At 74.2% G+C, this 20,562-nt stretch carries 16 protein-coding genes; 13 read left to right on the top strand and 3 right to left on the bottom strand.

Translation table 11 applies throughout. The annotated features are described in order from the left end of the window. Positions 1–9: 9 nt before the first annotated feature. The gene (locus tag ACFYW3_RS24680) at positions 10–960 is read right to left on the bottom strand and encodes a class I SAM-dependent methyltransferase (protein ID WP_389387352.1); all 951 of its coding nucleotides are present in this window, start codon (positions 958–960) and stop codon (positions 10–12) included. Next, positions 957–2,300: a cytochrome P450 gene (locus tag ACFYW3_RS24675; RefSeq protein WP_389387351.1), complete on the bottom strand. Its 1,344-nt coding sequence runs from the start codon at positions 2,298–2,300 to the stop codon at positions 957–959. The genes ACFYW3_RS24680 and ACFYW3_RS24675 overlap by 4 nt, the downstream gene beginning before the upstream one ends. Before the next feature lie 390 nt (positions 2,301–2,690). On the opposite strand from ACFYW3_RS24675, the gene ACFYW3_RS24670 reads away from it, so the two are divergent. The 10 genes from ACFYW3_RS24670 to ACFYW3_RS24625 all read left to right on the top strand — a co-directional run bounded on the left by ACFYW3_RS24670 (position 2,691) and on the right by ACFYW3_RS24625 (position 12,625). After that, entirely contained in the window at positions 2,691–3,071 is a 381-nt protein-coding gene (locus ACFYW3_RS24670; protein WP_053680536.1) for a hypothetical protein, read from the top strand. A gap of 39 nt (positions 3,072–3,110) precedes the next feature. Further along, positions 3,111–4,058, top strand: coding sequence for an ABC transporter ATP-binding protein (locus ACFYW3_RS24665; protein WP_389387350.1), 948 nt, complete (start codon positions 3,111–3,113; stop codon positions 4,056–4,058). After that, positions 4,055–4,960, top strand: a complete 906-nt coding sequence (locus tag ACFYW3_RS24660; RefSeq protein WP_389387349.1) for an ABC transporter permease — start codon at positions 4,055–4,057, stop codon at positions 4,958–4,960. The genes ACFYW3_RS24665 and ACFYW3_RS24660 overlap by 4 nt, the downstream gene beginning before the upstream one ends. Positions 4,961–5,032: 72 nt before the next feature. Beyond that, entirely contained in the window at positions 5,033–6,295 is a 1,263-nt protein-coding gene (locus tag ACFYW3_RS24655; protein WP_389387348.1) for a cytochrome P450, read from the top strand. Beyond that, complete coding sequence (locus tag ACFYW3_RS24650; RefSeq protein WP_389387347.1) at positions 6,288–7,541, top strand: flavin monoamine oxidase family protein; 1,254 nt, start codon at positions 6,288–6,290, stop codon at positions 7,539–7,541. Before ACFYW3_RS24655 ends, ACFYW3_RS24650 begins: the two co-directional genes overlap by 8 nt. Beyond that, positions 7,532–8,458 carry a Rieske 2Fe-2S domain-containing protein gene (locus ACFYW3_RS24645; RefSeq protein ID WP_389387346.1) on the top strand — a complete coding sequence of 309 codons (927 nt, stop codon included), beginning with the start codon at positions 7,532–7,534 and terminating at the stop codon, positions 8,456–8,458. The genes ACFYW3_RS24650 and ACFYW3_RS24645 overlap by 10 nt, the downstream gene beginning before the upstream one ends. Beyond that, positions 8,455–9,363, top strand: a complete 909-nt coding sequence (locus ACFYW3_RS24640) for an alpha/beta fold hydrolase (protein WP_389387345.1) — start codon at positions 8,455–8,457, stop codon at positions 9,361–9,363. Before ACFYW3_RS24645 ends, ACFYW3_RS24640 begins: the two co-directional genes overlap by 4 nt. A gap of 96 nt (positions 9,364–9,459) precedes the next feature. Next, on the top strand, positions 9,460–10,335 hold the full coding sequence (locus ACFYW3_RS24635; protein ID WP_351763106.1) for a hypothetical protein: 876 nt from the start codon (positions 9,460–9,462) through the stop codon (positions 10,333–10,335). Further along, positions 10,281–10,949, top strand: coding sequence for a VOC family protein (locus ACFYW3_RS24630; RefSeq protein WP_389387344.1), 669 nt, complete (start codon positions 10,281–10,283; stop codon positions 10,947–10,949). The genes ACFYW3_RS24635 and ACFYW3_RS24630 overlap by 55 nt, the downstream gene beginning before the upstream one ends. A 257-nt stretch (positions 10,950–11,206) precedes the next feature. After that, positions 11,207–12,625, top strand: coding sequence for an NAD(P)/FAD-dependent oxidoreductase (locus ACFYW3_RS24625; RefSeq protein WP_389387343.1), 1,419 nt, complete (start codon positions 11,207–11,209; stop codon positions 12,623–12,625). A 155-nt stretch (positions 12,626–12,780) separates the two neighbouring features. On the opposite strand, the gene ACFYW3_RS24620 is transcribed toward ACFYW3_RS24625, so the two are convergent. Further along, entirely contained in the window at positions 12,781–15,339 is a 2,559-nt protein-coding gene (locus tag ACFYW3_RS24620; RefSeq protein ID WP_389387342.1) for an AAA family ATPase, read from the bottom strand. Between the two features lie 276 nt (positions 15,340–15,615). Here ACFYW3_RS24620 and ACFYW3_RS24615 point away from each other — a divergent pair, with 276 nt between their 5' ends. The 3 genes from ACFYW3_RS24615 (at position 15,616) to ACFYW3_RS24605 (ending at position 20,547) form a co-directional block, all read left to right on the top strand. Beyond that, positions 15,616–17,868: a TOMM precursor leader peptide-binding protein gene (locus ACFYW3_RS24615; RefSeq protein ID WP_389387341.1), complete on the top strand. Its 2,253-nt coding sequence runs from the start codon at positions 15,616–15,618 to the stop codon at positions 17,866–17,868. A gap of 286 nt (positions 17,869–18,154) precedes the next feature. Further along, the gene (locus ACFYW3_RS24610; RefSeq protein ID WP_389387340.1) at positions 18,155–19,711 is read left to right on the top strand and encodes a SagB family peptide dehydrogenase; all 1,557 of its coding nucleotides are present in this window, start codon (positions 18,155–18,157) and stop codon (positions 19,709–19,711) included. A 23-nt stretch (positions 19,712–19,734) separates the two neighbouring features. Further along, positions 19,735–20,547: an HlyD family efflux transporter periplasmic adaptor subunit gene (locus ACFYW3_RS24605; protein ID WP_351755349.1), complete on the top strand. Its 813-nt coding sequence runs from the start codon at positions 19,735–19,737 to the stop codon at positions 20,545–20,547. Positions 20,548–20,562 lie beyond the last annotated feature (15 nt).

The following is a 20,562-nucleotide window of genomic DNA, read 5'->3' as shown; positions in this document are numbered from 1 at the left end:
CGGGCCGGTTCAGTGGGGGGCGGTGCCCGTGGCGGTGAAGCCGAGCAGCATCACGTACGCGTCCGGGTCGGCGCGGAAGCGGTTCCAGCGGTCGGTGGCCAGCGCGAACTCGCCCAGGCTCACCACGCCGGCGGCCACGAGCGGCTGGAGACGGCCGGGGCCCAGGTGCGGGGCGAAGGCCTCGACGGGGTGGTCGTCATTGGTGGTGGCGAACGGGCGCAGGGCCACGTCCTCGTAGCCCGCGCCGCGCAGCAGCCGGGTCAGGCGGCGTCCGACGGTCCGGTCCCCGCCCGCCGAGGTCTGGGCCCGGGCCAGCTTGCCGTGGATCCCGGCCAGTTCGGGGTAGGCGGGCTCGGCCAGGCCCCAGCAGGAGGCGTCGACCTCGGTCACGGCGATCCGCCCGCCGGGTCGCAGCACGCGCAGCGCCTCGGCGAGCACGGCCCGCGGGTCGGCCAGGTGCTGGAGTACGTAGCGCAGCAGTACGAAGCCGGCCGAGTCGTCGGGGAGCGGCAGGGCCGCGCCGTCGGCCACGAGGAGTTCGGCTCCGCAGCCGGCGGCGTGGGCCAGCAGGTGGCCGTCGATGTCGACGGCGGTGTGGGCGAGGTCGGGCAGGGCGGCGCGCAGCCTGCGGGTGACCGCCCCGGAGCCGGCGCCGATCTCGACGAACGGGCCGGCGTGCGCGTCCAGGCCCGCCTCGCGCAGGATGCGCAGCTCGGCGCCGAACGACAGCTCGGCCTGGGCCTCCAGGCGGGCCAGTTCGCCGGTGAGCCCGCCGGCCGTGGTGGCGGCGGGGTCGTACGAGCCGCCGACCGGGCGGACGCCGGCGGATCCGGCCGCCCGGCCCGCCGGATCCGCCGGGGCCGGGACCGGGTCCGGGGCCGTGTCCGGGGCCGGGGCCGAGGTGGCCGACAGGCCCGACGGGCCCGACGGAGCGGAGGGCATCAGGGGGGACGTGGTCATCGGGGCCTCGCAGTCATCCGCATGCCGTGCTTGGGTCGCAGGGTCACCAGGGCTTCCGGCTCCACCGGGAAGCCCGGCTCCAGTTCGAGGCGGGTCCCGCGCATCAGGACGGCCAGCACCAGCGTGGCCTCGATCAGGGCCAGGTGTTGGCCGACGCAGATGCGCTCGCCCCCGCCGAAGGGCAGGTAGAGGTGGCTGGGCAGGTCGGCGTCCTCGAAGCGGTCGGGTACGTACGCGTCGGGCCGGTCCCAGTAGTCGGGGTGCCGGTGCAGCACCCACTGGCTGACGCACACCAGCGTCCCGGCGGGGATCTCGTAACCGCCGACGGTGTCGGGGCCCTTGGCGCGCCGGGAGATCAGCCACACCGGCGGGTAGAGGCGCATGGCCTCCTCGATGGCGCGCCGGCAGTGCACCAGGTCCGGCAGGTCGGCCGCGGTGGGCGTGCGGTCCCCGAGGACCGCGTCGAGCTCCGCCCGGACCTTCTCCGCCTCCTCCGGGTGCCGGTCGAGCAGGTACAGGGTCCACGTCAGGGCCTTGGCCGTGGTCTCGTGGCCCGCCATGACCAGGGTGAGCACCTGGTCGCGCAGTTCCTCGTCGTCCAGCTCGCCGATCATCGCGTCGAGCAGGGACGCGGACCCGTGCGCGGGGGGCTGCCCGCCGGCGACCGCCCGTCGGGAGGCGATGACGGTGCGGGCGATCAACTGGAGGAACATGCGCGCCTGTACGTATCCCTTGCGGCGCAGCGCCGTGTCCGCGGGGTCCGGGTCGGGGGTCGGTACGTAGTGCCCCATGAACCGGTTGGCGGCGTCGACGGCGCGCCCGAAGCCCTCGCCGGCCGCGCCCAGGTCCACGCCGAGTACGGCGCGGGTGAGGATCGCCAGGGTCAGCGAGGTCAGGTGGTGTTCGACGGGGAGGGCACTGCCGTCCCGGACGGCCGGCTGCCAGCGCGCCAGGAGCGCTTCGGTCTCCTCGGTGATGATGCTGTCGAAGGTGGCGACCTCGGTGCGCCGGAAGGCCGGGGCGCACTGCTTGCGCTGGCGGGCCCAGTCGGCTCCGTTGCTGGTCAGCAGCCCGTTTCCGAGAAGGGGCCGCAACATCGCGTCGTCGGGGGTGTCGGCCTTGGTGTAGTTGGCGGTGTTGTCCTTCAGTATGTGCCTGGCCAGCTCGGGCCGGTGCAGCATGACCACCCGCTCGCCGTCGCCGACATGGCTGGTGATGTCGCCGTGGCGACGGTTCATCTCGGTCACGAAGGCCAGCGGGTCGGCACGCATGAGTGCCATGTCCACAGGGGTGTCCGGCCCCGGTGGGACGGTGCCCGCCGGTGCGGTGGTGGCTGTCACGTGAACCTCCGTGGATGGCTTGATCCGATGTACGTACGCCCCCTACGCAAGCCGGCTCCGCGTTGCGTACCGGCTGTCGGTAATTCGGTAATCGCCGCGGGAATTACCCCGGTTGTGCTCACGCAGGGCGCCGTGTGGCGCCCTGCGTGAGAGCATTCCTACGCAGGCGGGGCAACCGAGCCTGCGGGCGCGGGTGGTTCGGCCACAGTAACTCCCGGAAAGAATAGGCTCAATGCTTATCGGGAGCGGCCGGATACTCATTGTCCGGGGGTCTTCGGATTACGTTTCCTTGCGTCTTGGCCGGGCGGTTGCCGCCGTGTGAATCTTGCTTCGTCGCCGGCTGGGCGGCCGCATCGAATCCGCAGCAATCGCAAGGAATGGAGAGTCCACATGGCACTCGACCCGCAGCAGCGCGCTGAGTTCGTGAACTCCTACACCCGGGTTCTCATCAGCGCCTGGTCCGACGAGGCGTTCTCCGCCAAGCTCTCCTCGGAGCCGCGGACCGCGCTCGCCGAAGCCGGCCTGGAGCTCCCGGCCGATGCCGAGGTCGTCATCGTCACCCAGGCCCCCGACGGCCACGAGCAGGGCAACCTGGACGTCCAGGTCGACCTGTGGGAGAGGGGCCTGGAGACCGGCCGCTACGAGTTCCACATCCCCGCGACCCCGACGGTCGACGCCGCCGAGCTCAGCGAGGGTGACCTGTCCGACGTCGCCGCCGGCGTGCTCGACGCCTGCAACTACTGCTGCTGCCCCTGCTGCTGCTGCACCTGACAGGTGCTCGCACCCATTCCCACTTCGCTGGAGCGTCCCATGCCCCCTGCGCCGACGGCACATCCCGTTTCCGTACGCGGACTTTCCAAGCGGTACGGTGACGTCCAAGCCGTTCGCGACATCAGCCTCGATATTCATCGTGGCGAAGTGTTCGCCCTGCTCGGGCCCAATGGCGCCGGAAAAACCACGACCGTCGACATTCTGACGGGAGTGCAGAGGCGCACCGGTGGAGACGTGCGGGTCCTCGGCCATGATCCGGCCGAGGACCCGCGGGAATGGCGGGCGAGAATAGGAGTGGTGCCCCAGACGGCGGGCTCCTATTCCGATCTGACCGTGAAAGAAGTCGTCACGCATTTCGCCGCCATGTATCCGGCCCCGCTGCCGGTCGGCGAGGTGCTGGGGATGGTGGGGCTCGGCTCCCTCCACTCCCGCCAGGCCTCCGCGTTGTCCGGCGGCCAACAACGCCGTCTGGACGTCGCGGTCGGCGTCGTCGGCGATCCCGAACTGATCTTCCTGGACGAGCCGACCACCGGCCTGGACCCGGTGGCCCGCCGTGAGGCGTGGGAGCTCGTCCGGTACTTCGCCGACCGCGGCCGTACGACCGTCCTGACCACGCACTACCTCGACGAGGCGGAGGAACTGGCCCAGCGGGCCGGCGTCGTGGTGGGCGGCCGGCTCGTCGAGTACGGGCCGCTGGCCTCGTTCGGCGGCCGTGACCGGACGCCCTCCACCGTCTCGTTCCGCCGCGGCGAAGCACTGGCCGGCGTCGCGCTGCCCGCGCTGCCGCCCGGCACCGAGGTGGTGCCGTCCGAACCGGGGACCGTGACGCTGCGCACCGCCGCGCCCTCGCACGCGCTGAGCCTGCTGCTGCCCTGGGCACGCGAGGCGGGCTCGCTGGAACTCGCGGACCTGCGCGTGCACCGGCCCACCCTCGAAGAGATCTACCTGAGTCTGATCGACAGGGAGAGCAGGGAGACCGCCGCATGACCGCGACCGCGCCCGAGACCAGTGCCGAGACGCCGGACTTATCCGGTGAAGGGGACCCCGACCGGCCGGCCGGAGCCGTGCCCGCGCGCCCTGCCGCGCGCGGCGCGCGAGGGTACGCGCGCGCCTGCGCGGCGCGTTCGTCGGTCGAACTGAAGGCGTTCTTCCGCAACAAGCAGTCCCTGGTGTTCACCCTGTTCTTCCCGGTGATCCTGCTCGTCGTCTTCGGCTCGATCTTCGAGGGGAAGGTCGAGGGCACCGACACGGACTTCCGCCAGGTGTTCATGGCCGGGGTGATCGCGGCGGGCGTCATGAGCACCTCGTTCTCCGGCCTGGCCATCAACGTGGCCATCGAGCGGGACACCGGCACCATCCGCCGCCTCGCCCTGACCCCGATGCCCAAGTCGGCGTACTTCGTGGGCAAGCTCGTGCGCGTGGTGGTCACCACCGTGCTGGAGACGATCCTGCTCATCGGCATCGCCGTGGCCGCGTTCGGGCTGCCCCTTCCGCAGACCGCCGAGCGGTGGAGCACCCTCGCGTGGTGCCTCGCGCTGGGCACCGCGGCCTGCGCGCTGGCCGGCACCGCCTACAGCGCGCTGATCCCCAACAGCCGTTCCGCCGCGGCCGTGGTGACGCCCGTCTTCATGGTCCTGCAGTTCATCTCGGGCGTGTTCTACCCGTTCGATCAACTGCCGGCGTGGATGCAGAACACCGCCGCCCTGTTCCCCGTGAAGTGGATGGCGCAGGGCTTCCGTTCGGTGTTCCTGCCGGACACCTTCACCGCCGTGGAGCCGGCCGGCTCCTGGGAACTGGGCCGGATCGCCCTGGTCCTGGCCCTGTGGGCGGTCGGCGGCCTGCTGGCGACCGGACTGACGTTCGACTGGCGCGGCCCGCGGGTGCGTTGAGCGGGCACCCGCGGGGACAGTGGCCGGGCGGGAGCCGGGCGAGAAAAGTGCCGTGATGAGGAGAACACGTACATGACCGAGGCTCCCGGGCTGCCCGCCCACCTGGCCCACCCCTTCAGCCCCGCCGGGCGGGTCGACCCGTACCCGGCGTACGCATGGCTGCGGGCTCGCGAACCCGTGCACCGCGACCCCGTGACCGGCATGTGGCTGGTCACCGGGCATGCCGACTGCGCGGCCCTCCTCAAGGACCCGGCGTTCTCCGCGGCCTCGGGGCAGCGCGAGCGGTCCCGGGACGACGACCTGCCGGTGTCCATGCTGACCACGGACGGCTTCGACCACACCCGGCTGCGCGCCCCGGGCGCCCTGCTGCTGGGCCCGGCCGCGCTGGCGTCCGTGGCCGACGCGATCGCCGCCGACGCCGACGCGCTCCTCGACCGGGCCGTGGAACGCGGCGAGCCCGTCGACGCCGTGGAGGAATTGGGCGCGCCGCTGGCCACCGCCGTGCTGGCACGGCTGTTCGGCCTGCCCGAAGACGGGCGGGAGGCCCTCTCCGCACTGGCCCGTGCCGCGTCCGTCAACCTCGATCCGCTCGCCCCGCCGCACGTCGCGCGCCTGGGCCGCGCCGCCATGGGCGAGCTGACCCGGTTCCTCGACGCCCACACCGACCGGGTAGACCCGCACTGCCCGCTGGGCCGGCTCGCCGCCGACACCCGGCTGACCCGGCAGGAGATGCTCGGCGTCCTCGGCCTGGCCGTCGTGGGGGGCTGGCAGCCGCTGGCCGAGGCCGTCGGCAACGCCCTGTACTGGCTGCTGCCGCGCCCCGAGGTGCGCGCCGCCCTGCGCTCCGCCGGGCAGGACGCGGCCGAGACGGCCGTCGACGAGCTGCTGCGCCTCGAAGCGCCGATCCCCTTCACCGCCCGCGTCACCGTCCACGACGCCGAGCTTCCCGGCGGGCGCGTCCCGGCCGGGCAGCGGGTCCTCGCGGTGCTCGCCGCCGCCAACCGGGACCCCGCCGTCTTCGCCGACCCCGACGGCCTGGTGTGGGACCGGCGGCCCAACCCGCACCTCGCCTTCGGCGGCGGCCCGCACTTCTGTCTGGCCGCCCGCCTGGTCAAGCAGTCCGGCGCGGTGCTGCTCGCCAGGATCGTCCGCCGCTTCCCCGAGGCCGTCATCGCCGGCCCGGACCCGCGCTGGGCGCCGTCCCTGATCCCGCGCCGCCTCACCGCCCTCCCCGTCGACCTGGGCCCGGACGTACGGGACACGGACGTACAGGATGCGGGCGTACGGGACACGGGCGTACGGGACACGGCCGGGCTGGAGGGCGCACATGCCTGAGGTGGTGGTGATCGGAGCCGGGGTCGCCGGGCTGGCCTGTGCCCAGCGTCTGGCGCGGGCCGGCGTCGACGCCCTCGTCCTGGAGGCCCGGCCCCGAATCGGCGGCCGCGTCCGCACCTTCCGCCCGGCCGACGGCGGCCCGGCACTCGAACTCGGCGCGCAGGTCGTACACGGCGACCGGAACCCGGCCCACACCGTCCTCGGCCCGCTGCCCGCCGCGCCCCGCCCGTCGGCGGCGTACGTCGTGACCGGGCGCGTCGCCCGCCCCATGGGCGTCCTCGCCCGCGGCGCGAACCCGCCGTGGCTGCTGGAGGGCAGGCTCGCCGGCTACGCCCCGGTCCCCGGCGGCCCCGACGGCGGGCTCAGCGTCGGCGGCTGGCTGGCGGCGACCGGCGCCGCGCCCGCCGAGGCGGCCACGGCCCGCGAGTGGCTGCGCCAGACCTGGGCCGCGGACCCCGACCGGCTCGACGCCGCCGGGGTGGCGGCCGCCGTGCGCCAGGACGGCGGCGGCCACGGTGAGTTCACCGTGCCCGGCGGTCTGGATCTGCTGCCCCACACCCTCGCCGAAGGGCTGGACGTGCGTACCGGCACCCCCGTCCACCGGATCGCGGCCGACCCCGAGGGCGGCGTGCGCATCGTCACCGCCGAGGGCGAACTCACCGCGGACCGGGCGGTCCTCGCCGTACCGCCCGCCGTGGTCGCCGGCGGCCTGCTCACCGTCGACGGGCTCGGCTCGGAGAAGACCGCCGCCGCGAGGGCGCTCGTACCCGGCGACGGCTTCTGCGCCGTGGTGACCCTGGCCGGCCCGGCTCCCGAAACGGCCGCCGTGTTCGACGCGGACGGCGTCGGCGGGTTCGTCTCCTGCCGGCAGGGCCGCCCCGAGGTGTTGATCGTCGCCAAGTCCGACGCGGCCGCGTGCGTCCGGGAGGCGGCGGGGTCCGCGGTCCACCTCGCCGGGCTGCTGGCCGTGGCGCTGCCGTGGACCAGGGGCGTGGGGGTCGTGGACGTCGAGACGGCCGACTGGGCCACCGACCCGTACAGCGGCGGGGCGTTCTGCGCGCCGGGACCCGGCACGGACCGGGCCGCCCGGGACTGGGCCCGTCCCCTGGACGGGCCGGGCGGGCGGCTGTTCTTCGCGGGGGAGGCCGCCGTGACCGGGCGGGCACTGCCGTGGCTGCAGGGCGCGTACGCCGATGGTCGGCGCGCCGCACAGGAAGTTCTGGAGGCGGGGAAGCGATGTCCTTGAACGTCCATTCGGGGTGGTACCTGGCCGCCTTCGCGTCCGAACTGGACGGCGAGGTGGTTCCGTTGGACATCGGCGGGCGCCGTCTGGTGGCCGTGCGCACGCAGGACCGCCTGCGCGTCCTCGACGCCGACTGCCCGCACCGCGGCGCCCACCTCGGCCACGGCGGCCGGGTGGAGGGCGGCTGCCTGGTGTGCCCCTTCCACGGGCGGCGCATCGGGCTGGGGCAGCCCTCGGGTGAGGGCCCCCGGCCCTGGGTGCGCGAGCACGAGGTCGTCGAGTGCGGCGACGCGGTCTTCGTGCGCCTCACCGACGGGCCGGACGACGACCGCGGGCTGCGCACCGTACTGAAGGAGCTGGCCGACTCGATGCCGCTGGTCAAGGCGGTGGAGCGGCCGGTGGCCGCGGCCGCGGACCTCATCGTCGAGAACGCCTTCGACACCGACCACTTCACGGCGCTGCACAAGGTCCACCGGATCCGCGGCATGAGGCATTCCACCGGTGTGCACGGCGAGTTGGTGATGGACGGGGAGTTCCCGATGTCGGCCTCGCCGTGGGCCGGCCGCGGTGCGGCGGCGCAGCCGTACGTTCCGCGCTTCCACGCGCGCGCGTACAGCCCCGGTGTCGTCGTCACCGAGTTCGGGCCCGCCGACGAGGTGCACGTCATCGTCACCGGCGCCGTGCCCGACGGGCGCGGGGGCTGTGTCGCCCGGGTCGCCGTCGGCGTGCGCGAGGGCCGCGAGAACCAGCTGCCCATGCTGGTCGCCGGCAGCGAGCGGGCCCTCGCCGAGGACATCACCGTCTGGGAGCACCTCAACCCGCGGGTGACGCCCCGCTACGACGCGGCCGACGCGGCCGTCGTCGCGTACCGGGAGTTCTGCGCGGGCTTCGCCGAACTCGGCGACGGGGAGGCATCGTGACGGAGCCCGGGACGGCGACCGACGCCGATCACCGTGGGGACCACACCGGCCGGTCCGGCGAAGGCGACGGCGACGGGCGCCACGTATCCCGCGAGCCGCTGCCCGGCGAGCGGGAGGGCACGTACGACGGGCTGCGCACCCTGACCTGCGGAAGCGGCCCCACCGTGCTGTGGGTGCACGGCTACACCATGGACGCCACCCTGTGGCGGCCCTTGTGGCGGTTGCTCCCCGGGCTGCGCCATGTCGGCGTGGACCTGCCGGGGCACGGCGGCTCCGAGGCGTTGCGCCCCGGGCTGACCATGCCGGAACTCGCCGCACGCGTCATGGGGCTGGCCCGTGAGCAGGAAGCCCGGCGGTGGGTGGGCCTGTCCTTCGGGTCGACCGTCGCGCTGGAGATGGCGCTCGCGTACCCGGACGAGGTCGACCGCCTCGTCGTGGGCGCGCCGACCCCGGCCGGCGGACCGCCCGACCCGGCGGCCCGCAAGCGGTACATCGAGATGCTGATGCTGCGCCGGATGCGCGGGGCGGAGGCGGCCGAGCTGTTGGCCGATCTGTGGATGGCGGCGCCGCCGGACATCTTCCGGGGCACCGAGGCCCATCCGGTGCTCCGCGCCGAGCTGCGGTCCGTCGTGGCCCGCCACTCCTGGGCCGAGTTGGACAGCGGGGCGATGGCGGGGCTCAGCGCGCACGTGCACTCCGGGGAGGACCTGGCGCGGATCAGGGCCTGTACGTTCGCACTGACCGGCAGCGCCGACATGCCCGTATTCCATGACAACGCCGCTTTGTTGTCCCGGGTGGTGCCCCGCTGTCGCGTCCATGTGGTTCCCGACGCGGGTCATTTGCCCTTTCTCGAACAGCCGTGGGCCGTGGCTCCGCTGCTGCGGGACCACCTGTTGGCCTGTTAGTCACTTAATGGGCCTGTCGGTGCCCGTATAAAGTGATCAAGGGAAGCAAATCGGGGGGCCGGGGACATGCCGATATTCACGCTTGAGTTCTTTGGGATGATCCTCCAAGTAATGGGGCTGGTGGAGGAGTCCGACCTCGCCTTTCACTTCGGGCGGCATCTGCTCGAGGAACGGGCGGAGTCGGTGCGGACCGCGGTGAGCCTGCATTTCGCCTCGCACACCGGCGTGGGCCAGGTGGGGCGTGAGGTGCGCGTACTCGATGGCGAGGGGCGTGTGCTACGCCGCTGGGCCTACCACGGCATAGGCGGAATCCCGCCAGTCCTGCCGCCCTTCGCCGTCCTGGAGCACCCGTACGCGGTCGTCCAGGCGGCCGTGCTGGCCAAGGGCGCCGGCGTGGTGGCGCTGGTCGGCGGCATCGGTTCGCCGCGGAACTGCGTGGCGCTCGCCCTGGGCGCACGCGGGTGGCGCATGGTTTCCGGCCAATACCTGGTCGTCGACCGCGTCACCGGGGAGACACTGCCCTACCAACTGCCCCTCGAACTGCGGGGCCCCGCCCTGGAGGCCGCCCGGGCCGCCGGCCTCACCGACGACCCCGGCAGCGACGTACGAACGGTCTGTTCGCCGCTGACGGGCCCGTCCGTCATGGTCCGCCCGGAGCGGCTGATCGCCACGGCGGACATCCGCGAACGGCTCGGCCCGGCCACGCTGGTCCGGCTCTGCAGCACGGGCGCGCAGCGGTCCCGGCTGGAGGACTGGAACTTCGCCGCCTCGGTGTGGCCCCCGGACGCCTCGGCGGACCCCGCCTTCGCGGCCACCCCCCGCATGCGCCTTCTGCTGCCCGAATCGGGCGCCGCCGAAGAGGCCGCCGACCTGCTCGACGGACGACTGACCGCGACCACCCCGAAGGGAACCGCGCCGTGCCCCGCCGCACCTCCTACGTTGACGGAACTCCTTGCTGGATCGACCACGTAGGCGTCGACCCCACCGGCGCCAAGGACTTCTACGCGGCCCTCTTCGGCTGGGAGTTCCGGCCCGAGGGCGGCCGGGGCTACCACCTGGTGCTGCTCGGCGGCGAGATCGTCGGCGGCCTCGGACCGAGCCCGGCCGGACCGCGCTTCGGCTCCGCGTGGACCGTGTACCTCGCGGCGAAGGACCTCGACGCCGCGGGGCGGCGGGCCGAGCGGCACGGCGCCCACCTGGTGGTGGCGGGCGTCCCGGCCGGCGGCAACGGCCGCCTCAGCCTCGCCGTCGACCCCCTGGGCGCGGCCTTCGGGCTGTGGCAGGGCGCCCACGACGAGGGCGTGGTGGTCGTCGACGAGGCCGGCGCGCTGACCGGCGCCGCCCTGCACACGCCGCGGCCGGGCGAGTCGGGCGACTTCTACAGGGAGGTGTGCGGCGCCCGGCCGGAGACCGAGAAGGCGGTGGAGGCGGCGGACGCGCGCTGGGTGCCGCGGTTCGGGGTGGCCGACACCGGTGCCTTCGAGGACCTCGCCCGCGCGGCGGGCGCCCGTGTCCTCGCCCCGGGACTGCTGAGCGATCCCTGGGGAGCGGTGTTCGGCGTGACGGACGGCTTCGGCACCGCCTGAGGGCGGCCCCGTGGAACCGGTCGCCCCCGGGACCGCCCCTCGCCGACCGCCCCTCACCGACCTCCGGTTACGCAGTCCGCCGGATACGTAATCCCTCGCTGCGCATCGCCTCGTGTTCATTCGCGCCGCTCGTCGTGCGAAGGTCGATTCGGCCGAAGAAATCCGATGCGAGACATCCGCTGTGAAGAATTCCCGCGCTCGCGCGTGACGCGTGGAATGCGGTGGAATTCCGTCGGGGAACGGGAAAGGCGAAAGCGATGGCATCCGAGATCGTGGTCATGGGTGGTGGGCCGGCCGGCTCCATTGCCGCGGCGCTGCTGGCCCGCCAGGGCGCGCGCGTGAGACTGCTGGAGCGTGCCCATTTCCCGCGCTACCACATCGGGGAATCCGTGGCGACGTCCTGCCGGTCCATCATCGAGTTGGCCGGGGCGCTGGAGAAGGTGGAAGAGCGCGGCTATCAGGTCAAGGAAGGCCTGCTGCTGCGCTGGGGCGCCGAGCGCGACTGGGTCGTCGACTGGCCCGAGATCTTCGGCACCGACGCCCAGACCTCCTGGCAGGTCGACCGCGCGGACTTCGACGAGGTCCTGCTGCGCCACGCCGCCTCCCAGGGCGTCGAGGTCATCGAGGGGGCCCAGGCCCGCAAGGTGCTCTTCGAGGGCGGCCGCGCGGCGGGCGTCGAGTGGACCCACGAGGGCCGGGAGCACACCACCCGCGCCGACCACGTGATCGACGCGACCGGCCGGGCGGGCCTGTTGTCGGTGCGCCACCTCGACAACCGCACACCCCACGACGTGTTCCGCAACGTGGCCGTCTGGGGCTACTACCAGGGCGGCACGCTGCTGCCGCGCACCCCCCGCGGCGGCATCAACGTCATCTCCGCCCCCGAGGGCTGGTACTGGGTCATCCCGCTCAAGGACGACGTGTACAGCGTCGGCTTCGTGACCCACCAGGACCACTTCCTCAAGCGCAAGCAGGGCCACGCGGCGGGCGCGGCGGGCATGGAGGCCCTGTTCCTGGACGCCGTACAGGAGTCGGAGACCGTGCGCGAGCTGGTGGCGGACGGCACGTTCCAGCACGACGTGCGCGTCGAGCAGGACTTCTCGTACACGGCGGACAGCTTCTGCGGGCCCGGATACTTCCTCGCCGGCGACTCCGCGTGCTTCCTGGACCCGCTGCTGTCGACCGGCGTCCACCTCGGCATGTACAGCGGCATGCTCGCCGCCGCGTCGATCACGGCGATCGACGCGGGCGAGGTGACCGAGGACGAGGCGCTGTCCTTCTACGAGGCGCTCTACCGCAACGCGTACGCCCGCATGTTCTCGATGGTGGCCGGGTTCTACGAGCAGTACCGCGGCAAGTCCACGTACTTCTGGCTTGCGCAGCGCCTCGCCCGCGGCCGCCACCCCGAGCTGATGGCCCGCCGGGAGAGCCCGGACCCGATGCGCTCCGCGCCGGACAGCGAGGCGTTCGCGGCGCTCACCGCCGGGGTCCTGGACCTCGACGACGCGCGGCGGGCGGGTGGCGCCGGTCCGCTGCCCGCCGACGTCCTGGCCGACCGGATGTCCGGGCGGCACGACATCGGCGGCCACGACACGGCGACGGGGCTGTACCTGACGACCACTCCCCGGCTGGGCATAGGCCGGGCCGGCCGGTCCGCGGAGGCGGCGCGCGCCTGACCTCCGGGCCCGACCCGGGGCCGGGCACGGTGGGCGGGCACGGGGCCGGGCACGGTGGGCGGGCACGGTGGGCGGGCACGGGGCCGGGCACGGTGGGCGGGCACGGTGGGCGGGCACGGTGGGCGGGGCCCGGCGGCTCCGCCCACCGCCCTTTGTCACACCGGCAGTTCCTCGCCGATCGCGCCCGCCAGCTCGTGCCGGCTGTGGATGCCGAGCTTGCGGTAGATGCGGCCCAGATGGGTGTCGACGGTGCGCTTGCTGAGGAACAGCTTCTCCGCGACCTCCAGGCTGGAGCTGCCCCGCACCACCAGCTCGGCCACCCGCTGTTCCGCCGGGCTCAGCAGGGTGCGCTCGCGCCCCGGCCGGGGCCGCGGCCGGGACCCCGGATCGAGCGCCGGCTGGGGCGGCGACACCGGGCCCCGCTGCCGGGGCGCGCCGTCCAGGATCGTGACCGAGGCGGACTCCTCGCCCAGGGCCCGGTACGAGGCGGCCGCCTGGGCCCGCCAGGTCACGCAGCCGGGGTGGGTGATGCCGCGCAGCGCGAGCCGGTGGCCGCAGTCGAGGAACAGGCGTACGGCGGTGGTGTGGTCGCCGAGGGCCGCGGCGACCGTGCCGTGTGCCTGGAGGGTCAGCGCCTTGATGAACGGGTGGGCGTCCCCGGCCGCCGGTTCGTCGCTCAGCAGGACGGCCGCTTCGGCGGCCCGGCCCAGGCCCACGAGGGCGCGGGCCGCGGCCGCGGCGGCCGCGCCGGCCAGGGCGGGGGCGTTCAGCCGGCGGGCGAGGTGCAGCGCCGCCTCGGCGTCGGTGTGCGCGTCGGTGTGCTCGTACCGGCGGAGGCGGACCTCGCCGCGTACGAGGTGGGCGAGCAGGGTGGTGGCGAGGTCGTCCGACGCGCGCGACATGCTGATCAGCCGGTCGGCGAGGGCCGCGGCCCCGTCGAGGTCGCCGGTCCAGGTCAGGGCCAGGGCCGCGCCCATCGGGCCGGCCGCCGACCCGGGCGCCGTCCCCTCCGGCGCGTCGGCCGGGCCGGCCGCGACCCGCAGGGCCATCCGGCGCGCGGTGCCGAGCCGGCCGCCGGCGGCGGCGGCCGCGGCGAGCGCCCCGGCGAAGACGTGCGCGGCCGGGTCCCCGGGGTCGGCGGCGGCGAGTCGGGCCGCCCGGCGCAGACCGGAGCGGTGCCCGGTGAGCAGGGTCTGGGCGGTCAGCCGCAGCAGGTGTTCGCGCGGCGGTGCGGGCAGTGCCGCCAGTTCGCCGCAGACCCGGACGAACGGCCGGGCGCCTTCGACCCGGGAGACGAGCGCGGGGGAGGCGAGTCGGGCCAGGGCCTCGGCGCGCCGGACCGGACCCAGCGGGCTGTCGGCCGCGGCCGCGGCCTGTCGGGCGCAGGCGTCGAGATCTCGGTGGAGTTCGACGGCGCCGAGCCGCACCGTCAGGTCAAGAAACGTTTCTTCACGTTCCCGGGCCTCCTTCGCCGCGCTCTCGTCGCCGTCCGCCCCGGGCACGCCGCGCTGCTCCAGCAGGGTGAGCGCGCGCCGCAGGTAGCGGGCGGCGGACTCGCGGTCGCCGACCCCGGAGGCCTGGATGCCCGCGCCGCGCAGCACGTCGATCCCCCAGTCGCAGCCCGCCAGGATCAGTTGGTCCGCGGTCTGCCGGGCCGGGGCGCCGAGCCGTGCCAGTACGGCCGCGGCGCGCCCGTGCAGCAGCAGCCGCTCGTGCGCCGACACCCGGGCGAGGACCGCGGGCCGGACCGCCGTGTGCGTGAAGCGGCCGGGCGCCCCGGCTTCCAGGAGCCCGGCCCGTACGAGCGTTTCGCGGGCCTGCTGGTCGTGCACCTCGCCGTGCTTGGAGAGCGCGGCGCACACGGCCGGGTCGGTGTCGGGGCCCAGGACGGCCAGTTGTGTGAGCAGTTCGCTCGCGCACGGGTCGTCCTCGCCGAGCCAGGCCAGCACGGTCTCCGAGAGGGCCTGCGCCCCGATCGGCAGCACCTGCTCGGGGTCGGGCGAGCCGGGCGGCACGTGGGTGCGCCGCAGCCTGGTCACCAGGTCGTGCAGCACGAGCGGGTTTCCGTGCGCGAGGGTGTGGCAGAGCGCTGCCAGTTCCTGGTCGACGGGGCTGTCGAAGGCGCGGTCGACCAGCTCGGTCGTACAGGTCGGACACAGCGGTTCCGGCCACAGCCGCAGCAGGTACGGCAGCGGGCCGAGTTGCTCCGCCACCTGTGCCGCGGCCGAGGCGGGCAGCGTGGCCACCATCAGCACCGGCAGGTCGTCGAGCCGCCGGGCGATGTAGGAGAACCAGCGCAGCGAGTGCGGGTCGGCGTTGGTCAGGTCGTCGACGAGGATGGCCACCGGCCGGTCGACGGCGAGGGAGCGGGTGGTCCGCAGGAGGCCCAGCAGGGCCTCGTGGGTGGGACCGGCTTCCCCGAGCCCGGGTCCGGGCGTGCCGTGGCCGCCGGCGCCGCCGAGGACGGGGTCGAACAGCTGACTCACCATGCTGTAGGGGAACTGGCTCTCGCTCGGATGGCAGCGCGCCCGCAGAACCAGGGTTTTGGGGGGTAGCAGCCGGGGCACCGCGTTCAGCAGCGCGGACTTCCCGATTCCGTGTGGCCCGTGAATGGTGGCCACGGTCGGGCGCCCCAGGGCGAGTTCACCGACGGCACCCTGAAAGAGGCCCATCTCACGCTCACGGTGGTACAGATCCCCGTTGGGTGAATGCATGGGGTCAATGTTTCATTCCGGAGGGTGCAGATCAAGCCAAACGCCAGTCTGAGCAGTGCAGTTGGATCAGGTTCTCGTATAGAGACCGGATGGTCGAATTCCGCGCGAGTCGCCTCGCGCCCCGCGCGTGTCGCCGATACGTATGAAACACCTTCGGGCTACGTATTCGAAGGCCTTCCTGCGTATCAGGTGAAGCATTTACCCGGGGTCGGCCCCGTGTTTGGGTTGCCGGTGTGATGCCACGTCAGGGCTGATCGCGAGAACCGAGGGGGACAGATGGAAAAGCCGCGCCTCAAGGCCCATTTCCACGTCGAGGTGGTGGAGGGCGAGCGGGTCTTCCTCTACGCGGAGGGCCAGGACTACCTGGTGCCCGGCAAGGCGGCCGCGGCCGTGCTGCCGCACCTGGACGGCCGCAAGACCGTCATGGAGATCGTGCAGGCCCTCGCCGGCGCGCTGCCCATCCCCACCGTACTCGCGGCACTCACCCGCTTCGGCGCCGCCGGGCACCTGGCCGAGGGCCGGCCCGACCTGCCGGAGGCCACCCTCGCGTACTGGGACGCCCTGGGCATCGACCCCGCCCGCACCCTCGACACCGCGCCCGTCACGGTCTCGGCGGCCGCGGGCGTCGACCCCGAGCCGGTCCTCGCTGCGCTGCGCGCGCTCGGACTGGCCGCCCGCACCGGCGACTTCGACACCGTGCCCGAAGAGGGCATCTCCGTCGTCCTCGTCGACGACTACCTCGACCCGGTCCTCGAAGCCCGCAACGAGCGCCAGTTGGCGGCGGCCAAACCGTGGCTGCTGGCCCGCACCGGCGGCATCGCGCCCTGGATCGGCCCGTTCCTCGACCCGGACCACACCGGCTGCTGGACCTGTCTGGCCCAGCGCCTGGCCGGCAACCGCCAGTTGGAGCGCTACCTGGCCGGCAAGCGCGGCGACTCCGTGCCCCGCCACCCGTCCCGCGCGGGCATCCCCGCCGGACCGCTGGCCGCCGCGGGCCTGATCGCCGCCGAGGCCGCCCGGATCGCCGCCACCGGCGAACCCGGCGCCCTGTGCGGGCAGATGGTCACCCTCGACCTCGCCACCCTCACCACCGACCGGCACCCGCTGATCCGCCAGCCCCAGTGCCGTTCCTGCGGCGACCCGACCCTGGTCAGCCGGCGCAGCCCCAAGATCGCCCTGACCTCCGGCGACGCCAGCCACACCAGTGACGGCGGCTACCGCGTCAACAGCCCCGAGGCCACCCTCGCCCGCCTGGAGCGGCACATCAGCCCGCACCTCGGCGCCATCACCAAACTGGTCTCGCACACGCCCGAGTCCAACACGCTGACCTACAGCTACGCCGCGGGCCACAACTTCGCGATGGTCAACGACAGCATGGACCTGCTGCGCCGCAACCTGCGCGGCCAGAGCGGCGGCAAGGGCCGCTCCGAGATCCAGGCCAAGGTGAGCGCCGTCTGCGAGGCCATCGAGCGCTACGCCGGCGTCTGGCGCGGCGACGAGGCCGTGCGGCGCGCCGCCTACCGCGACCTCGACGCCGACACGGTCGTCCACCCCCGCAGCCTGCTGCACTTCTCCGAGGCGCAGATCGCCGGCCGCGACACCTGGAACCAGGACCCCGCCAACCGCCTGCACAAGGTGCCGGACCGGTTCCCCGAGGACATCGCGATCGACTGGACCAGCGGCTGGTCCCTCACCCACGACGAAGAGCGCCTGATCCCGGCCGCCTACTCCTGGTACGGTCACCCGGACCTCCAGGACCACTTCTTCTGCATCGCCGATTCCAACGGCACCGCCGCCGGCAACTCCCTCGAAGAGGCGATCCTCCAGGGCCTGTGCGAGCTGACCGAGCGCGACGCCGTCGCCGTGTGGTGGTACAACCGGCTGCGCCTCCCGGCCTTCGACATGGACTCGCTCGAAGACCCGTACGTGGAGCAGCTGCGCACCTACTACGACGCCATGGACCGCGACCTGTGGATGATGGACCTCACCACCGACCTCGGCATGCCGGTGTACGTGGCCGCTTCGCGCCGCCGCCACAGCGTCGAGGACATCATGGTCGGCTTCGGCGCCCACCCGGACCCGCGCGTCGCCGCCTTCCGGGCGCTCACCGAACTCAACCAGTTCCTGCCGATGATCGAGACCCGCGACGCCGACGGGAACACCTCCTACCTCGTCGGTGACCTGGAGACCCTGACCTGGCTGAAGACGGCCACCGTCGCCGCGGAGCCCTGGCTGCTGCCCGACCCGGAGCTGCCGGCCACCAAGGTCGGCCCACAGGCCGGGTTCGACCTCGCCGCCCGCATCCGCGAGCAGGTCGAGCGCATCGCGGAGGCCGGCTCCGAGGTCATCGTCGTCGACCAGACGCGCCCCGACCTGGAGCTCAACGTCGTCAAGGTGATCGCCCCGGGCCTGCGCCACTTCTGGCGGCGGCTGGGCCCCGGCCGGCTCTACGAGGCTCCGGTCCGCATGGGCCGCCTCGCGGAGCCGACCGCCGAGGCCGACCTGAACACCTGGAACGTCTTCTTCTGAGCCGCTGAGTGGCTGAGCCGCTGAGTGGCTGAGCCGCTGAGTGGCCGAGTGGCCGAGTGGCCGAGGCGCCGAGCCGCTGAGTGGCCGAGGCTCCGAGCCGCGAGCCCGCACCGCGCGAGCACGGGCCCGCCGAGCACGGCCCCCCGCCGAGCACGGCCCCCCGCGAGTACGGCCCTGCCGGGCGCGGTCCCCGCGGGGACCGTGCCGCCCGGGGCCGGCTCCTGATCATCCGTCACACCCGCGGGCCGGGGCACGCTCCGGCCCGCGCCTCATCAGGGCTGGAGCCATGACCAGTACGACCACACTCCCGGGCGAGGCGCCGGCCTCCGCGGCGTCCGGCACGTACACCCTGACCAGCCGACTGCCCCGGGGCGGCGCCTTCCAGGACGGACAGCTCACCACCCGCTTCGGCGCCGTGCGCCTGGGCGCCCTCACCCCGGGCGCCGAGGCCGCGCTGCGCGCCCTCGGCGAGGACGACCACGACGAGACCGCGATCGGCGCGCTCATCGTGGCCCACGACGGCGAAATGGGCCTGCTGCGCTGGCACATGCTGCGCTCCAGGCTCGAAGCCGCGGGCCTGCTGGAGCATGCGGTGGCCGGGCCGGACGGCGCTCCCGTCGCCCGCCTGGTGGCCGTCGGCCGCGGCGCCACCACCCTCAAGCCCGCCCCGAGCGGCCCCGTACGGCTGAGCCGGCACGCCCTGCTGTCACCCGCCGAGGGCACGCTCGCGCTGCGCGCCCCCGGCAGCCCGTTGGCCGTGGAACTGGGCGCCGGCGCCACCGCGCTGCTCCCGCTGCTGACCACCTGGACGGAAGAGGTCCCGGCGCCGCTGGTGCGGCTGCTCGCCACCGCCGGCGCGCTGGCCCCCGGCGGCCCCGACGCCGACCCGCAGGCCGAGGAGCGCGGCAGCGTCCAGTGGGACCCGCTCGACCTCGCCTTCCACACCCGCACCCGTGTCCCGGCCTCCGCGCCCGGCTACGGCGGCACCTACCGGCACGCCGACCGTTTCGGCCCCGAACCGGTCGCGGCCCCCGCCGCCGACGGTCCGCGCGTGGCACTGCCCGTGCCCGACCTCGAAGCGATCGCCGCCCGGGACCTGACCCTCACCGAGGCCATCGAGCGGCGCACCTCCACCCGCGCGCACGACCCCGAGCACCCGCTGACGCTGAACCAGCTCGCCGAGCTGCTCTACCGCACCGTCCGCATCCGCGGCACGTTCACCGGAAGCGACGGCCAGGAACTCGCCGACCGCCCGCTGCCCAGCGGCGGAGCCGTGCACGAGCTGGAGGTCTACCCGCTGGTCACGCGCTGCGAGGGGCTGGAGCCGGGGCTGTACCGGTACGCGCCCGACCGGCACGAGCTGGAGTTGGTCGGCGCGCCGGGCCCGGCCACCGCGACCCTGGTCAAGGAGGCCCGCGGCGGCACGATGATGGACGGGGACCCGCAGGTCGTGCTGCTGGTCGCCGCCCGCTTCGGCCGCGTGATGTGGAAGTACGAGACGGTCGCCTACCCGCTGATCCTCAAGCACGTCGGCGTGCTCTACCAGACCGTCTACCTGGTGGCCACCGCGATGGGCCTGGCCGTGTGCGGACTGGGTGGCGGCGACACCGGCGCGTTCGCGGCGGCCACCGGCCGGGACCCGCTGTTGGAGGGCACCGTCGGCGAACTCGTCCTGGGCAGCCGCCCGGCCGGGCCGGCCGCCACGCGTACGCCCGCAGCCGCCGCCGCCACCGCCACCGGAGCCACCGCCACCGGAGCCTCCGCCGCCGCGGCCCCGACCGCGGCCCCGGCCCCGGCCCCGGCCGCCGAGTACGCCACCGAGCCCGCCACAGCGGGCCTCTGACCCGGCAAGGGGGGAACACCACCATGAAGTTCCGCTACCAGGCGCTGCAGCGCAAGCGGGAGCCGGACGAGCTCGACGCCGCCGTCATGCTCGCGGCCCCGCGCGGCTGGATCGCCGTCTTCGTCGTGCTCATCGTGATGGTCGGGGCCTGTGTGTGGGCGGTGCTCGCCCGGCTCGACGTCACCGTCGACGCCCCGGGCGTCCTGACGCACCCCGGCGGCACCAGCCAGGTCCAGAGCCCGTACACCGGCATGGCACGGGATCTGCTGGTCCGCCCCGCCGACGAGGTCCGCGCCGGGCAGCCCGTCGCCCGCCTCGCCGACCAGGCCGGCGAGATCCACACGATCACCAGCCCGTTCGCCGGCAAGGTCATCAGCGCCACGCTCACCACCGGCCAGTTCGTCCCGGCCGGCGCCACCGTCGCCACCGTCGAGCGCACCGACCTCCCCGGCGACCGCCTCGTCGCCCTCGTCTTCGTGCCCGCCGACCGAGCCGCCCGACTGGTGCCCGGCCGCCCCGTCGACCTGAACGTGTCGACCGCGCCCCCGGCCGTGTACGGCCTGCTGCGCGGCACGGTCACCCGTGTCGACCCGTACCCGCTGACCCGCGAGGGCCTCGCGGCGATCGCCGGCGGCGAACTGGCGGCCCAGAGCTTCGAGCAGGACCAGGCGCCGCGCCTGGTCACCGTCGACCTGATCGCCGAATCGGGCTCCGCCTCCGGCTACGCCTGGAGCTCCGCCAAACCTCCGCCCATCCGGCTCAGCTCCCAGACCTCCGTGTCCGCCTCCATAGAGCTGCGCACCCAGTCGCCGTTCGACCTGGTGCTGGGGCGCTGAGCGGCGCCGACGCCG

Origin of the sequence: Streptomyces sp. NPDC002602, from assembly GCF_042889445.1 — a bacterium.
In the GTDB taxonomy this organism is placed as follows: Bacteria; Actinomycetota; Actinomycetes; order Streptomycetales; family Streptomycetaceae; genus Streptomyces.
Note: the sequence above shows the minus strand (reverse complement) of the source record. Positions and strands in the feature narration are given on the sequence as shown.

Coding starts and splice junctions, on each gene's coding strand:
- ACFYW3_RS24645 (WP_389387346.1), top strand. CDS start 7,532: ATGTCCTTGAACGTCCATTCGGGGTGGTACCTGGCCGCCTTCGCGTCC.
- ACFYW3_RS24650 (WP_389387347.1), top strand. CDS start 6,288: ATGCCTGAGGTGGTGGTGATCGGAGCCGGGGTCGCCGGGCTGGCCTGT.
- ACFYW3_RS24665 (WP_389387350.1), top strand. CDS start 3,111: ATGCCCCCTGCGCCGACGGCACATCCCGTTTCCGTACGCGGACTTTCC.
- ACFYW3_RS24680 (WP_389387352.1), bottom strand. CDS start 960: ATGACCACGTCCCCCCTGATGCCCTCCGCTCCGTCGGGCCCGTCGGGC.
- ACFYW3_RS24655 (WP_389387348.1), top strand. CDS start 5,033: ATGACCGAGGCTCCCGGGCTGCCCGCCCACCTGGCCCACCCCTTCAGC.
- ACFYW3_RS24625 (WP_389387343.1), top strand. CDS start 11,207: ATGGCATCCGAGATCGTGGTCATGGGTGGTGGGCCGGCCGGCTCCATT.
- ACFYW3_RS24670 (WP_053680536.1), top strand. CDS start 2,691: ATGGCACTCGACCCGCAGCAGCGCGCTGAGTTCGTGAACTCCTACACC.
- ACFYW3_RS24605 (WP_351755349.1), top strand. CDS start 19,735: ATGAAGTTCCGCTACCAGGCGCTGCAGCGCAAGCGGGAGCCGGACGAG.
- ACFYW3_RS24660 (WP_389387349.1), top strand. CDS start 4,055: ATGACCGCGACCGCGCCCGAGACCAGTGCCGAGACGCCGGACTTATCC.
- ACFYW3_RS24610 (WP_389387340.1), top strand. CDS start 18,155: ATGACCAGTACGACCACACTCCCGGGCGAGGCGCCGGCCTCCGCGGCG.
- ACFYW3_RS24615 (WP_389387341.1), top strand. CDS start 15,616: ATGGAAAAGCCGCGCCTCAAGGCCCATTTCCACGTCGAGGTGGTGGAG.
- ACFYW3_RS24635 (WP_351763106.1), top strand. CDS start 9,460: ATGATCCTCCAAGTAATGGGGCTGGTGGAGGAGTCCGACCTCGCCTTT.
- ACFYW3_RS24620 (WP_389387342.1), bottom strand. CDS start 15,339: ATGCATTCACCCAACGGGGATCTGTACCACCGTGAGCGTGAGATGGGC.